At 70.9% G+C, this 15,280-nt stretch carries 11 protein-coding genes; all 11 read right to left on the reverse strand.

Annotation, left to right across the window (positions count from 1 at the left end):
* Positions 1 to 85: 85 nt before the first annotated feature.
* The gene (locus AB5J87_RS37665) at positions 86 to 520 is read right to left on the reverse strand and encodes an ATP/GTP-binding protein (RefSeq protein WP_369383260.1); all 435 of its coding nucleotides are present in this window, start codon (positions 518 to 520) and stop codon (positions 86 to 88) included.
* Between the two features lie 440 nt (positions 521 to 960).
* Positions 961 to 1,566, reverse strand: a complete 606-nt coding sequence (locus AB5J87_RS37670) for a hypothetical protein (RefSeq protein WP_369383261.1) — start codon at positions 1,564 to 1,566, stop codon at positions 961 to 963.
* 438 nt (positions 1,567 to 2,004) lie between these two features.
* Positions 2,005 to 2,919 (reverse strand): replication-relaxation family protein, encoded by a 915-nt coding sequence (locus tag AB5J87_RS37675; RefSeq protein ID WP_369383262.1) that lies wholly within the window; start codon positions 2,917 to 2,919, stop codon positions 2,005 to 2,007.
* Positions 2,916 to 5,534: an ATP/GTP-binding protein gene (locus AB5J87_RS37680; RefSeq protein WP_369383263.1), complete on the reverse strand. Its 2,619-nt coding sequence runs from the start codon at positions 5,532 to 5,534 to the stop codon at positions 2,916 to 2,918. Before AB5J87_RS37680 ends, AB5J87_RS37675 begins: the two co-directional genes overlap by 4 nt.
* A complete protein-coding gene (locus AB5J87_RS37685) occupies positions 5,510 to 6,148 on the reverse strand; it encodes a hypothetical protein (protein WP_369383264.1) in 639 nt (212 codons plus the stop codon). Before AB5J87_RS37685 ends, AB5J87_RS37680 begins: the two co-directional genes overlap by 25 nt.
* Positions 6,145 to 7,254, reverse strand: a complete 1,110-nt coding sequence (locus AB5J87_RS37690; protein WP_369383265.1) for a C40 family peptidase — start codon at positions 7,252 to 7,254, stop codon at positions 6,145 to 6,147. Before AB5J87_RS37690 ends, AB5J87_RS37685 begins: the two co-directional genes overlap by 4 nt.
* Positions 7,255 to 7,292: 38 nt before the next feature.
* A complete protein-coding gene (locus tag AB5J87_RS37695) occupies positions 7,293 to 9,920 on the reverse strand; it encodes a hypothetical protein (RefSeq protein WP_369383266.1) in 2,628 nt (875 codons plus the stop codon).
* A gap of 402 nt (positions 9,921 to 10,322) precedes the next feature.
* Entirely contained in the window at positions 10,323 to 12,995 is a 2,673-nt protein-coding gene (locus AB5J87_RS37700; RefSeq protein WP_369383267.1) for an ATP-binding protein, read from the reverse strand.
* Entirely contained in the window at positions 12,992 to 13,564 is a 573-nt protein-coding gene (locus tag AB5J87_RS37705) for a hypothetical protein (protein WP_369383268.1), read from the reverse strand. Before AB5J87_RS37705 ends, AB5J87_RS37700 begins: the two co-directional genes overlap by 4 nt.
* Positions 13,561 to 13,902 (reverse strand): hypothetical protein, encoded by a 342-nt coding sequence (locus tag AB5J87_RS37710; RefSeq protein WP_369383269.1) that lies wholly within the window; start codon positions 13,900 to 13,902, stop codon positions 13,561 to 13,563. Before AB5J87_RS37710 ends, AB5J87_RS37705 begins: the two co-directional genes overlap by 4 nt.
* Positions 13,899 to 14,834: a conjugal transfer protein gene (locus tag AB5J87_RS37715; RefSeq protein ID WP_369383270.1), complete on the reverse strand. Its 936-nt coding sequence runs from the start codon at positions 14,832 to 14,834 to the stop codon at positions 13,899 to 13,901. Before AB5J87_RS37715 ends, AB5J87_RS37710 begins: the two co-directional genes overlap by 4 nt.
* Positions 14,835 to 15,280: the final 446 nt, after the last annotated feature.

The following is a 15,280-nucleotide window of genomic DNA, read 5'->3' on the forward strand; positions in this document are numbered from 1 at the left end:
CCCGTCCCTGCTGGGGGACTCCGTTCGCGCGGGCGGTATCTGCACGTTCTCGGGTCTTGCTCACCGTTGTGTCCTTCCGGCTGCGTTACCTGACGACCTGTACTTCGCCGACCGCCACCTGCACAGTGGTCTGTCTGACCTCAAGGAGCTGGTCGGCCTGTCCGCCGCCCTGCCAGTCGATCGTCCACGTCGAGGTCGCGGTCACCGGGAACCTGCCGCTTTGCGCACGGGCCGAGGTCTTGGCGTACAGGTGTCCGCAGGTGGGGGACTGGGCCATGTCCTGGGAGGAGGTGTAGGGCGTGCCGGGGCCATTGCAGGTCACGGACGAACCGTCGCCCATCGCCCACACGATCCTCGACACCTTCGCGGTCGCGGTGACGGTGACCCCGCCTGCCGTGGCCGACGCAGTGTTCGGCCCGTAGGTCGTGGCGCTCTGGTTGACCCACATCCACATCGGGACGCCCACGGTGTAGCGCCCGCTCGCCCTCGGGCTGGCGACGTCCGGGCCGAGAAGCGTCATCGAGTCAACCGCCCGCTGAGCCAGGATGGCCGGATCGACGGTCGCTTGCGGAGGCGGGTCCGCCAGCCACACCATCCGAATGATGGTGAGGCCCCCTCTGTCTCTTGTGCATCTTTGCTCATACACGGCCCCGTCGCCCTGGGCGTGACCCTCCCAGTCCAGGCTTCCGGCCGGTGGCTGCGGGTCTGCGACTTTGTAGGTGCAGACGTTGACGTTCGTGCCGTCGTCGTGACCGGCCGAACCATCTCCGTTGGTACCACTCGTCCTGTTGCTGCCGCCGTTCTGGCCACCGGCCTGCCCGGGGACGTCGACCTCAACCTCGCACGTGTACAAACCGCAATGGGTCCCGCTATGGGCCTTGGGGTTGTCCTCCGCGTGACTTGAGACGGGGGCAGCGAGCGCCACCAGGATTGATAACACGGCAAGGGGGATGCAACGAGTCAGCATGATTTCCCCTGCGGATCATCGCGAGTGACGCGCCAGCCTTCTGGATACCTCTCGACGGCGCTGACGATCACGTACTTCATCAGCCGGTTTTCCGGTAGGGAGACCGGTTTCTTTGTTTTTGCGTCAACGGTCTGCCACCGAGAGATGTCCAGGCAACTGGAGATGGTCGCGTTAGCAACCTTGCCCGAGGGGTCGACCGTGGTGACGGTCAGATCATTTACAGCGACGTCGCCCGTGTTGATGAGTCCGCGTGCATGGGTGCTCTTGGCGTCTGCCTCAGCATTTTTCAGGGCTGCAGATGCGGCGTACTGATCAAGATGGGCACTCTTACCCGTTGGATCGCCATAGAGCTTTTCCATCTCCCGCCAGTAGGCCTGGTATGCCGCGATTGCTTCTTTCTTTGCTGTTTCCTTCGGGCCAGTGGTGGCAGACGCCGCTGGAGGTGGTGTGGGTGGCTTGATCTGGCCCGTTGTCTCGTGCTTCTCCCTGTCGGAGGAGCCGCACGCGCTCATGGCCAGTGCAGCGCAAAGCGCGAGGGACGCAGAGGCGAGGTTTCGGTGATTAGCGGAATGTGGGATTCTGTGTGCGTGGCGTTTCACGAGGCCTCCCCGTAAAGTGCGGTGTGACGTTCCTGATGCCTGCGTCGCCCACGGACTTCAGCCCGGGGGCACGGAGTGGTGAGCCTGCGAATGATCCGTTTGCGTGACTGTAAGGTTCCGCATATGCCAGGCAACTTCACACCTGTATACCGGAGTTCACTCCTACAACCTGAGACGAATCCGGCCACTTTTGGTCCGGATGTTGATTTGCACGTTGCTGTTCACTTGGCCCGCGAAGAATTGATGTTGCTTGTGCAGGGCTCGTGCGACCCGGATGATCCCTCCGATGCGCGAGCGAGCAGTGGACCATCGGGTTCGCGGCATGGGGCCGAATGTGATTTCGTCCCTCACCGCAGATGGGGCGCATGCGCACGTAAACGCCAACTGCCTTAGGAACAACTGCAAGCCTGCGACCTTCGCCCACGCCCCACGGGGGTGTCACAGCTCGGTCCACGGCCGCGAACCCCCGCCCGTCAGAGGCACCCAGACCTCACCCGTGGGCCCCCGCTCTTCGAGATCGTCCAGGACTGCGGCGCCCATCGGCACCTGCCTGGCCAGCGTGCCCACGAAGGGGTGCTGGGCGACCATGGCCTGCAGGTCGCTGATCCGGTGGTCCAGGACGTACCGGGAGGCGCCGGTCAGGACGAACAACAGTCTTGGGAAGACGGGGTACCAGCGTAGCCAGACCGCTCCGGGAGCGGTCGGCTGCCGTGAGCGGGGCCGGCCGACGGGCTGCGGCTCGTAGGCCCACAGCCGCGCGTAGTCGATCAGCTTGGAGGCGAGCCGCTCGCTGCCCATGGTCGCCCGGTCGACCTCGACGAATGCCCGCAGCTTGGTGCGCTCATCTCCCTCGACGAGGGTGTAGTGCATGACCGCGTCCGCGATGACCCGCTCGCCGTCGCTGAGGGGGTGGGCGACTTCCGGTGTCCAGTCCAGGTGGCCGTGCTCGTCGCCCCGCTGGCGTGCGTCGGTGACGAACGCGAGGTGCGTGCGGACCACGGTCAGGGTGTGGGGTGTTTTGAGGGAGGCCGCTGTGGTGGAGCTGACCGGGTATGGGGGACGGCCGCGCAGGGCGGGGAAGTCGCGGGTCAGCCGGGCGCCTTCGCTCGTCAGGTACCAGGCGCGGGACCGGTTGGACTGCGGCAGCACGGTGTAGTCCACCAGGCCGTCGCGGCGCAGCTTGTTCAGTGGTGCGGAGACGGTCTGGCGTGCTGCGCGGGGCCGCAGCAGTTCGTGGAGCTGGCGGGTGGTGGCGATGCGGTGCTGGCCGAGCGCGGCCAGGAGCTGATGCGGCAGCGGTTCGACCGGGCTGGGCGTGTGGGCGCAGGGCCTGGTCTCGGAGGCGGTGGTCACTTGTAGTCCTTCTTGTGCAGATGGACGGCTGACGTGGTGGAGCAGTGCTGGGTAAGGAAGTTGCTGACGCGGGTGAGCTGGTCGTCCGCCCGGTCGGTGAGCTGGCCCAGCGGGGCGGCGCCTGCCGTGGCTCGGGCGGCGTGTTCCAGTGCCGCGGCCAGGCCCGGGCGGGCGTAGTCGGCGAACACCTCGTCGAGGTGGGGGCCGGTGATGCGGACGGGACCGATACGGCGGCCGTCCACGGTTAGCGACATGTAGTGCTCGAAGCGGTCCAGGGCGGCCACGACGTCCGGGCCGGGGCGGTCGCCCCACTCCGCGGTGATCGGGGCGATGGCGGACTGCGAGCCCGCGGTCGACGCCAAGGTGGACGCGTTCTGCACCAGGGAGAGCCGCACCGGGATGGGAAGGCGGGCCAGCAGCTGGGTCATGCCGTGGACGTGGACCTTGTATTTGCGGAAGTCCTCGAACATGCTCGCGATGGTCTCGGGGGCTGCGCCGGTCAGGGTGATCAATTCGTCGAAGTACGGGCGGAACGGCACCCGTTGGTCTTCGGGGGTGTCGCGGCGTGAGCGGACGGCCCGCAGCAGGTCCCGGGCCAGCAGCGCGGTGATCAGCCGGTCGGTGGGCCCGTTCCCGCCCGGGCACACCCACACGATCATCCGTTGGTCCATCGCGGCCCGGATGTTGTAGGCGCCGGCGGGCTGGCCGAGGAACGCCCGGGTGACGGGGTTGGCAGCGAGGCGGGCGACCGGATTGAGGACGACGGCGAACGCGTCGGTGGGCAGCGTCGGGAACACGGTCCGCCACCACGAGCGGGTCTGCTCGTCCAGGCGTGACTCGACCGCGGTGAGCGCCGTCGTACGAAAGACCGGGTCGGTCAGCAAAGGCCGCAGGTGAAAGACCGTGGTCTGGTCGTGCGGCCGCCCGGCCTGGCAGGCGGCCTCGTTGACGGCCACCAGCACCGCAAGCGCCGCGGTGAGGATGGTCAGCGCGCGCGGAGCGGTGGCGTCGTCCCAGCCCAGCACGGACGCATACGCGTCGGCGGTTGCCTCGACGACCTCGTGCGCAGCCTGGCCCTGGTGCATGCCGATCGGATTCCAGCAGCTGACCTGCGGAGCCGGGCCGTGGGCGTTGAGATCGATCAGCGCGATCCGTTGCATCAGGTCGGCGTGGGCGAGGAAGGGCACGGCGCGCGGCCAGGAGTCGCGGTGCGGGTCGACGAACATGAGTCCGCCGCCGGCATGTGCCCAGCCGATCGCCTGGGCGAGGGCGCGCTCGGTCTTGCCGCCGCCCGCCTTGCCCACCCCGACTTCGAACAGCGTCTCCTTGGCGTAGGTGGCGACCAGCCGGCGGCGGCCGTCCGGGCTGCGGTAGATCCCCTGCAGCAACAGCTCGGGATTCCCGTGCGTGAACGTCGGCAGGTCGCCGCAGAGCAGGGGCAGACGGCAGTGCGCCGTGGGCGGCTTGAGCAGGCCGGCCAGCTCCTCTAGGCGGGCCCAGTTCGGACGGGGTGGCTGGCATTGCCCCAGAGCCCAGCGGCGTTCGAAGCCGCGGCGGCTGGGCCAGCGGTCCGCCCCGATCCGCCAGGGGCCCACCCGCCAGCCTCGCATCGCCCAGCGCGAGCCGCCGCCGAACACGTCCAGGGCGGCCTGGAGTTGCGCGAGCCTGGCCTGGGCGCGGCCCTCGGTGTTCGAGGCGCACATCACCAGCAGCTGCACCCGCACCAGGTGGTCGTCCTCGGCGAGTTTGCCCAGTGCCTCCTGCGGGTCCACCCGACGTGGGACGGGCGGCATGACCAGCCGGCGTCCGCCTCCGCCCTTGCCGGTTGCCAGTTGCTGCAGCTGCCAGGTGAGCGAGTCCTCGATGCCGAGGGAGTCCTGCCGTACCCACCGGGCGGCGCGCTGGGCCTCTTGCCGCTCCGCCCGACGTGCGTTGCTCATCAGCTGCAGACGGCGCGCCCGCAGTGCCCACTTGGGGGCGCGCTGGATGTCGAGCCGGAGCTCGGCGAGATCCCCCAGCTCGGCCCGCAGATCCGAGACGGCGTCGACCAGCGGCTGCAACGGGTCCGGGTCCAGCGGGACCTCACGCAGGGGAGCGGTCGGTCTGCCGCGCAGGAGGAACTCCGCCCGCACCACGTGGGTCCGGGGCTTGTCGGTGAGGGGACGAGCCCGGTTCACGGTGACGGCCGGACCGAACGGAGTGATCGACAGCAGGCGCTCGCCGCCTGCCGGGCCTTCGATGCGGTAGCGCAGCGGGCTGGAGCCGTCAGCACGCAGCCGGACCTGCACCGCCTTGGACCGGCGCGGCGCCCACCACGGCATGCTCGTCGAGGCCCGGGCAAGCTGAACACCCCGCCGGAAGATCTCCTCCAGACCGGGGTCGAAGTGCCGCGACGGCACGAGCTCCAGTGCCATGCGTTCGGCCGAGGCCTTCCGTGCCAGGCGGCGCAGCACCGCCTCGCCCGCGGCCCAGACCGCGACGGCGGCCAGAGCCACCGCCCACCAGTAGGTGATCACCCAGCCGACGGCGTGAACGATGCCGAGCGCGAGACCGAGCAACTGCCCGGATGCCGAGGCGGAGCTCTGCCCGGTCAGGGACGGGGCTGCGGAGTCCACGTGGACGCCTCCTTCGGTGTGGTGCTACGGGTGAAGTACCAGTCGGTGATGCGGCCGTCGCTGAAAGTGCCGCCGCGGTCGATGCCGGCCCACACCAGGTGCACCACCGCCGTGTCCGGGCTGCCACCGCGACGGGCGATCACCGCCTGGATCCGGAATCGGGAGACGGCGAACGCTGGCGCGAGGCCCTTGGAAGCGGGGAAAAGCGCGGGCCAGTGCGCGCGGCCGATCCCGGTGGCGTCGGCGCGCAGGAGGCCGCGTCCTGCAGTCAGCAGTTCGCGCGCGTCGCCGTCGGGAAGATCGGAGGGCCACGCCACCTCCAACGCCCGCTGGACGGCCGTGTCGTCGGCCGCGCCTTCGCCGCGCGGCGGCAGCGCGGACGCATCGGCCGCTCTGGGCGGGGAAGGCGTCGAAGCCGGCGCACCGCGGGCCGACGCGTCAGCGGCCGCAGAAGAGACATGAGGTGCCGGATCTGTCGTGGCGCGAGCAGCCGGGGACACCGTCGGCGCCTGTGGCTGCCGACGTTGAGGAAGGCCGAGGAGGGCGACGCCGACGACGGCGAGCAGGACGGTGCCCAGCACCAGCAGACGCGGGGAGCGCGGTGGGGTGATCACAGCAGCCGGGCTCCTCCCGCATAACCGGACATGGCGGTGACGGCATCGAGTCGCACCAGGGTCCCCGGGCGGGGCGCGTTGACCATCTGCCCTGCGCCCACGTAGATCCCGACGTGGTAAACCGTCGCGTCGTGGCCGGGGGCGTAGGCGTAGAAGACGAGGTCCCCGGGTTTGAGCGCGCCGGCGCCGAGGCTGGCCGGGATCCGTTTGCCGGTCCCGGCCTGTTCGGCAGCGGTGCGTGGCAGTTGGATTCCGGCCTTGGCGTACGCGTACACGGTCAGCCCGGAGCAGTCGAAGCCCTTGATACCGGTGCCGCTTTTGCCGCTAGGGGTGCAGCAGATCCCGTAGGTGGGGCCACTGGCATCGCCGCCGCCCCAGGAGTACGCCACCCCCTTCTGGGCGAGTGCGGCCTCGATGACGGTGAGGACCGTGCCGGTCAGGCGCTTGGTGTCCGGGCCCGTGGCGGCCGCCGTGTACTGATCGATCCAGCCCAGCACCTCGCTCACATACGCGCTCGAGTGGTTGTACTGCCAGATCGCCGCTTCCAGCTGTGACCGCTGCGTGAGATCGCGGCCGTTCCCGCAGAGGTAGAGCGCGGCGCCGAGGGCGGCGTCGTCCGCGTTGTGCGGATCCGCTGTCCCGTCGCCGCCTGCGTCTTTGCCGGTTGTCTCCCAGGTGGAGGGCAGGAACTGGAAGGGACCGACGGCGCGGTCGCCCTCTGTGGTGCCATCCCACTTGCCGCCATCGGTATCGGGAACAGGGGTGATGTTGCCGCCCTGGCCGGAGCCGTTCAGGATTACCCCGTAAATCTTCGGGCGGATGTCGCCGTTGTCCGCGACGGTCCTGCCGATGGCGTGGTTGGACTCGATCTTGGCGATCCCGGCGAGGACGGGCCAGCGCATGCCCCGGCATCTCGGCGCGTCCTTCCCGACCTGCTGGACAGCCGTCTTGTAGGCGGTCAGCATCCGGGGAGGGATTTCGGCGGCACTGCCCCCTTCGGTGATCCCGCTGCCGTCCTGCGCAGCCGTCCTCAGCGCGAGGTAGGCGCTGAGCGCGTGTCCCGTCGGCACGGCACAGCACACTGCGGCGAACATCAGCAACGCCACCAGGCATCCCCACCGCCCCATGTGGCGTCCAGCACGTGTCACTCCTGCTCACCGCCCTCGCTCCGCCGGCGGGCCTGTTGCCGTCGCAGGCGTTCGGCTTCGGGTGCGGTCCTGCGCATCAGCTCCTGCATCCGGGCCCGCGCCTCCTGGCGCGCCTGGCTGCGGGCGTTCCCGCCGCCGGGAAGTACGGCCTGGTGGAGATCGGGGCGAGAGCGGGGCCCAGGACTGTCCGGGCGTGACAGCTGTGCCGGGGACGCTGTTGCCGAAGGGGCACCCGGTGCCTGGGCGGTCCGTCCGGTGGGGGCGGGCCGCGGCGGGGTTGCCGGGCGGGAGGTGACGGTCGATGGGCCGGCGGTGGGCAGGCGGCGGCTGGTGAACGGGCCGGGGCCGCCGCGGTCGTCGGTGTTCTCCCGCACGATATGGGAGGCGTGCCGTGCGCTGTCGTGCCAGGCGCGGCCGTCCTCGCGCACGGTGTTGCCCCACACCCGCACCTGCTGGCGGGCGTCGTGGGTGTAGCGCGAGGCGGCGGTGCCGCCCGCGCGGGTGCGGCGGGCGTTGGCCGGCAGCCCGACGGTCGCCCCGTACGCGGTCCGCCCGCCGCGGTGCAGGATGCGGTAGCCGCGGTAACGGATGAGGCGGTTGTGGGCGCGGGTGGAGAGCAGGGTGCGGTCGGTGTGCTGGTCGTGCAGCACCTTGCCGGTGTCGCGATCGAGGATCTGGCCGTCGGCGTCACGGTAGCGGTCCGGTGGCCCGCCGGGCCGACGCGGACCGGTGCCGCCCGAACCACCGCTCCCGCCCCCCGATGATCCGCCGCCCGTGTCCCCCTCGGCGGTGGGTTTGCGCCACTGGGCCAGCTGGTCCTTGTCGGGCCGTCGTCCGATCAGCAGCCAGTGCCCGCCCCTGATCCCGAGCCGCGTGCCCAGCCCGCCGATGGCTGCAGCCGCGGTGAGGGGGGCGAGTCCGCGTCCGGCCTCGGCACTGGCATCGGCCAGCAGGGCGCCGGTGTCCACGGGCATCCCGGTGCCGTCGGCCAGGGAGCTGAGGGCGCCCAGCAGACGCTGGCGGGTGCCGAGCATCGCGTACCGGCCGCCAGTGCCGGTGAACGCGCGCAGTCCACCGTAACCGCCCAGGGCTGCCGGGGAGTTCATGGCGAGCGCGGCGCCGAGTTCGGAGGTGTCACCGGGCAGGTGGGTGCCGCCGATCTTGGCGTAGCGCATCCTCATCGCCATCCGGCGCCCGAAGGAGGAGACGGACGCGAGCAGGCGGCGATGCCCGGCCGCACCGGCGATGGCCAGGACGTCGATGAGCAGGATCCGCTCCACCATCAGGTCCGGGCCATGGGTGACGGTGGCATCGACGGCGATCCCGAAGAACGGAATGAACGCGCAGATGCCAACAACGGCCAAGACCGCGATGCCCCACAGCGAGAGCCACTTCCAGACGCTCTGCCGCGGGGGCCCCGGCAGCATGGCGGCAACGAAGGTGACGCCGCCGACGGCTGCTGCGGCCGCGCAGATGCCCTGAGTGCCCAGCAGCACGACCGCACTGGAGAGCAGCATGCCGCAGACGAACAGTGCGGCAATCAGCAGCAGTCCGGCGCCGCCCACCCGCCACCAGGTGGGCTTTTCCGCGTAAGCCGCGCAGGCCTTGCCGACCGGCCCGGCCTTCTTCAGATCGGCGAGGAACGCCGCGAATTGCTGGTCGTCTTCGCCCAGGACCGGGCGCGGTGAATCCAGCAGGTCACCCGCTGCAGTGAGGGACGGCAAGGCATCGGCGCTGGGGGCAGCCCCGCCTTGTCCGGCCAGGCAGTACTGCTTGGCCGGACCTTTAATCAGGCTGCACGGCCCGCCCGGCACATCGTCCCTGGGCTTGTAGCCGCCGCTGACCCATTTCAGATGCACCGCGTACGCGGCACGGTCGGACGCCTTGCCGGGGTCGAGGATGCGCCCGTACTGCAGCAGCATGTACGGCTTGACGATCAACGCGTTGGTGAGCGAGTCCTGCAGCGGGCGGGCTACCGCCGCGGCTGCGGTGGGCTGGTGGCCCGGCTGGGCGAGGCAGGTTTGTTCGGCGTTGCCGGTCATGGCATCGCAGGGGCCGCGGCTGGCGAGTTTGCCGCCCCAGTCGTAGGCGGCCATGCTCTGCTGCGCCACTTCCGCGCCGACCTGCTGGGCCTGCCCAAGCGGCCCGGACTGGGCGAGCAGGGTGTCCGGGCGGATGAGCGCGGAGGCAGCGATCGCCCCGATCAGCAGAGTGAGGAAGATTTCCCCCAAGCCCCGGCCGACCCGGCCGCGCACCAGCATGAAGGCGGCGAACACAAATGCCCACGCCAGCAGCAGCCCCTTCAGCCCAAGGGTGTCGACCACGACGGTGGTGTAGGTGTCTGCCGTCTTCTGCGCGGGGCGGGTCAAGATCGTGAGCAGCGGGAACTTGAACGCGACCTCGACGGCCCATCCGGCCAGGCCGACCAGAAGCCGGATGAGGGTGAACAGCCCGGACAGGGCGAAGGCGAGGGCCTGGCTCTTGAACGCGACGATGGAGCCGCCGGAGGCGTTCAGCTCGTACCCGGCGATGGGCACGCCCTCGGAAGAGGCGATGTTCAGCGGGCCCAGCAGGTCGCCGGTCTCGCCGTTGCTGCCTGCGGCGTAGACGACTTGGCTGTTCACCAGAATAAACACGCCGGTGAGCACGACGACGAAACCGGCAGAACGCAGAGCCGCGCGATCGGGACGGAACACGTCAGCCCCGCCTCTGCCCGACAGCGCCGCGCAGTCGCCACACCACGAGAGCACCCACCCCCGCACCGGCCGGCAGCAGCCTCCAGATCCCGCCGGCAGCGTCATGCCGGCCGGAAGCGGAGCTCGCGGCGCCGCGCTCGCAGGACACCCTGGCCGGGCCCGCGATCTGCGTGCAGGGGTGCGCAGTCTCAGCGGCAAAGGCCCATCCGGTGTGCGGCCACCCCGCGTCCGGCACGCCCGACCCCAGGGCGACCACGACCACCACGACGATCACGGTCAGGACGCTCGCGGTGGCCGCGCGCCGTGAGCAGGCGCAGGAAGAAGTAGTCATCAGACGGGTTCCCCCTGACGGGCGTGCGGCTCCGGCACGGAGGGAGGGGCAGCGTCCGTGCGGCGTCCTGGTGTGGTGGTGATGCAGGCGGCGATGCGCGGGATGCGGGGGATGGACACCTTGATGCGGCCGGTGTTCTGCCGCGGGCACGTCAGCAGGAACTCGCCCTCCCGGCCCTTCTGGCCGACGGGGGACAGGCCGGTGGTCACCAGCCGCAGCAGTTCGCCGTCGGCCGGATCGAGGCCGACGAACTCCAGGCCCCGGCGCGCCCGTTCGCGATCGGCAGTGCGGGCCAGAGCCCGGTAGGCCATCAGGCTCCGGTCGGGTCCGAGCTCGAGGGCGTCGTGGGAGGCGCCGAGCAGGCCCGCGCCGTGCTTGCGGCCGTCGTGGAGGATCTCGTGGACCAGGGCTGTGCCCTCGGCGGAGGAGGTCAGCCAGTACAGCTCGTCCAGCACTACCGCGGTGAACCGGTCAGGATCCGCGAAGGCGGTCTGGCGGGCCAGCGCGGCGATCACGTAGAGCACCGCGCGCCCGATCAGTGCCTCCAGCGGCTGCTGATGCAGCACCTCCGGCTTGTCGAACGCCGCTTTCGGCGGCAGCGTCAGCCCGGCCGTGGTGATCACGATCATGTCGGTGGTGCTGGACGCGTCCAGCCGTACGGGAGGCAGCGCCGGGTCGAAGACCATCCGCGCGAGCGGGTTGGTGGCGACGACGCGGATCAGCCCGGCGAGCGTGGCGGCCGCGTCCTGCCGCCTGCCCGACCCCGTGGCGGCCATCTCTTCCAGGACCTCCACCACCTGCCGCATGGACGGGGTGTCGCGGGCAGCGGCCTGCTCGACCGCGTGGTGGAGGACTTCGCCGCTGGTGCTCATGGGGCCGATGCCGAGCTGGAGGGTGAGGTAGGACAGGGCGTAGTGGCGGCCCTCGGGGCCGCCGAAGATCCGCAGCGGGTCGATGGAGACTTCGGCACGCGCGGCGTCGATGATCTGGGCACGGCCGCCGGTGGCGGTGCGCGCGAAGTCGGCCCACTCACGTACCGGGGTGCGGTCGATACAGATCGCGCAGCCACCCCGCGCCCACACCGCCTCCGCGATCAGCTTCTGCAGCACACTCTTGCCCGCGCCGAGATCGCCGACGATGCCCATCGAGGCGGAGGCGTCGACCCTGGGCGCATCCGCCACATTGATCATGACGGGTCGGGTGGTGCCGCAGTCCAGGTCGATGCCCAGGAACACCCCGTTGGGATCACCGACCTCCGCAGCAGTGAAGGCCCCGCCCAGTGCCCAGTCCTCGGAGACCTGGTGCTGGGTGAACTCCCGGACAACACCAGGCCGTACGGTGCCGGGCAGGCCCAGCGTGAAGAGGACCTCCTGCAGGCCGGCGGCGCGCACGGCCCGGTAGTCGGCGCCGCCGAGCAAAGCGGCCAGGGCCCTCGCCCGGGCGTCGCACACGGCGGCGGTGGGCCCCCACACCGTCAGCACGGTGACCGACTGCACCTCCACCTCGACCGAGGTGCGCGACAGACGAGTGTCGAGCTCGCCCAGGTCCCGGGCGGCCTCGGTCAAGGAGGCGGGCATACCGGTGGGGCGGGCGTCGTACTGGTCGGCTTGGTCGATCAGCTCGTTCTTCTTGCGCCGGACCTGATCGCGGGCCTTCTCCGCAGGTACCACGGTCAGGTCGACGGTGTAGTCGACCGGAAAGTCGAGCATCTCCAGCTGGGCAAAGAGGTCCGCAGCGTCCTGGCTGACGCGGGGCGGGCACTCGGCCAGCACCAACTGCGCCTGGTAGCCCACCCCTGTCTCGCACTCGACCTGCAGCCAGCGCCGCCCGAGCGGCGAGCCGGTGTTCACGCGCCACCAGGCCTTGCGGCCCGACCGCGTCAGACGGCCTGCGCTCTTGAGCTGGTCGACGTCATCGAGCTCGGGGTCGATGCCGCCTTCCTGCAGGCGGACCTGCCCGAGGTCGGCGTAGCTGGGGGAGCGCAGCACCCCGTCACGCAGCTGCCCGCCGTACAGCTCACTGGTCTCTGCCTCCGCCAGCAGCGGTTCGGCAAGGCCACGGTGGAGAGCGTGCTGGATCATCCACACGATCTCCGCCGGGCGGGCCGGGCGGAAGGCGATACCGCCGGCGAGCGCCACCTCGACCCGCGAGGCCTGCTCGCCGTACGCGCTCACATCGCGCCGGGTGACCGGCGCGGGGCGCATCCCCAGCACCGGAGCGACCTCCGCCCACGCCGCGCCGAGCGACGCCGACACCTGCAGGCCGCCTGTTTCGGTCTGCAGGGGTACGGCCAGCCACAGGGTGCGGCGGTGCAGCTCCTGTTCGTCGAGGAGATCCAGCGTGGCCTCAATGTTCTCCACCCACGGGTGCCGGTCTTCGCCCGGTACCGGCTCGGCCGGCTCGATGTCCTCGATCATGCGCAGTGCGATCTCGCCCGGGTCGACCTGGGCGCAGATGCCGTACAGACGCGGAGCCCCGGACAGCGAGCGCACCAAGTGTGTGATCTTTGCCAGTTGCTCGTCGCGGACGGCGGCGGGCACGTAAGTGCCCTGGACGGTTTCCTCACGCCGTCCCTGGGCGTCCGGGCCCGGGTGAAGGCGGTAGATCGCCCACACACTGCCCTGCGTCGACCACACCAGGTGCCCGGCGATGTGGCGGATCGGAACCCTCACTGCGCACCCCCGTGCTGGACGAGCGCGAGCAGCTGCTGCACACCCGACGCCGGCCCCGCTGCTGCGGCGGGAGCCGCGGGCTGGGTGCGGCGGGGTGCCAACGCGCGCTCTGCGGCCGGATGTGGGCGTGGCGCCTGGGCCGGACGGCGCTGACCCGCAGCCGGGGGTGCGGTCTGCGCTGCGAGGCCGGGAGCGGCCTCGAGGGTGAAGCCGCCAAGGAGCAGGCGGGGCGCGCGGTCGCGGGCGGCCCGCCCGCCGATCCGCCCGCCTCGGGGCTGCCAGCCGAGCAGCACCCAGCCCCAAGCGGCCTGCATCGGCGCGCGGCCCCGGATCGTCGGCCGGCGCACCATCCAGATGATCAGGACCCATCCGATCAGGGGGATGGGCCCCATCCACGACCACCAGCCGATGGTCCTGACCAGGAGGAAGCCGCCGACGACGGCGACAGCGATCTGCGCGGGCGTGTACGGGCCGAGCGGGATCTTCCAGTCGGCGACCTTGCCCAGTACCCACGGATGGCGGCGGGCGGCGGTGTAGAAGCGGCCCACCCGGGCGGCTGCCGCGGTCACAGCCAGCCTCCGGCACCCGGCGAATGGTCACGGGAGACGGGGAGTTCGGACTGCACGACCCCGGGAACGGCCGGTGCACCCCTGGACGGGTTCTTCACCTCGTCGGTGAACATGTTCGCCAGGTCGTTGCGCGCGTTGTACAGACCCAGCGCGACCACCATCAGCAGCAGAGCACCGATCCCCGCCTTGAGACTGAACCGCTGGATCATGATGACGACGACGAGGCAGATCAGCCCGGCCTGCAGGCCCTTGGTCGCCCATTGCTGGAACATGCTGATCCACGAGTTGCCAAGGTCGTCGAGCCGCCCGGCGAGCACCAGACCGTGCACGGTGTTCATCGGCCACCCCCGTCCTGGGCAGCCCCGGACTCCAGCGCGGCAACTTCCCACCTGGTTGACCGGGCCGTGAGCGTGAGCCCGTACGCCAGCGGCCACCGGCCGGCCGCGTCCCGGGCTTCCACCCGGACCAGCACACGCACCGTCGTGCCGTCCTCCGCCACCTGCTCCGCAGCCGCCGCCTTCTCGACAGCCAGCACCTGCTTGACGGAGACCGACCGGTACGGGGCAGGGGTGACGGCGGTGAGCTTCACGCCGGGAGCGAGGTAGCGGTCGACCCCCCCGGCTCCCGTCAGATAGGCGGTGAGGAACTCGCCGACCGCGGACGACAGATGCCCCTCGGGGACGGTCATGGCGTACGACGAGGATTTCGGCACCTCGGCCCGGGCTGGGCCGGCCACCACGCCGGGAGCCCCGGTCACCGTGAACGACGAGCCCGTACGGTCCGACGCCACCGACACGGCGTAGTACCGCACCGACCCGTTAGGCAACTGCGCAGCCACCGTCACCGCCCACGCACCGTCCGCGCGCTGCGTGCTGCGCACCGCCGATACGGACGGGGACGCTGACTGCGCATCAGCCGCCGGGTTGGGCAGATCGACGTCGGGCGCCATCGACCGCACCAGGCGCGCCTGCGCACTGGTCTCGTCGTCCGCGCTGCTGCGCAACCAGGCGCTCACGAACACCTGCGCATAGCCGCCCGGGTCGATGGGGGCCGCCGCGGCGGGCACGGCAGTGGACTTGGCTGCGGGGGCTGCCTCGACCGTGGCCGGGATGGAGGCGACGGCGACGCCCAGGGCAACGGGGCCGGCTGCGATGGCGGTCCAGACCGCCACGCGTGAGAAGCGGACGCGGCGGCGCATCGCCTCTAGCCGGGCGCCGGCCGCCAGCGGAGCAGCGGCCTCGCTCTGTGAGGCCTGCTTGCCAGGAGACATGGTCAAACTCCCAGGTCAGAAAGGATGTTGCTGACCTTGAGGAAACCCGGCGACCCCGACCCGACCACGGACCACGGACCACCGACCACGGTCACGATGGCGACACGAAGCCCATGGTCGGGGTCATGGTCGGCCCGACCATGGGGCAGCCGCGAGCTGGCGACAGGCCAAGGAGTCCGGTGCGCGTTCCCCCAAGGCGCGACTGCGGTGCGACCCCATGCTGCTCGGCCACCAGATCGGCATGCCGGTGCGCAGACGGCAGCCGACCGAGCCCCGCCGAGAGCCTGCGCACCGGACCAGCCGAACCTGCGCAACACAAGACCAGGAACAACAGGCGCGGACTGCGCAGTCGCTCCGCACACCCCCCGGCTGGCTGCGCAGCCCGACTGCACGACACCCCTGCGGGGTTGCGCAGCCTGGCCGCGCAACGGCTGAGCACCTGGGCC

Source organism: Streptomyces sp. cg36 (assembly GCF_041080675.1).
In the GTDB taxonomy this organism is placed as follows: domain Bacteria; phylum Actinomycetota; class Actinomycetes; order Streptomycetales; family Streptomycetaceae; genus Streptomyces.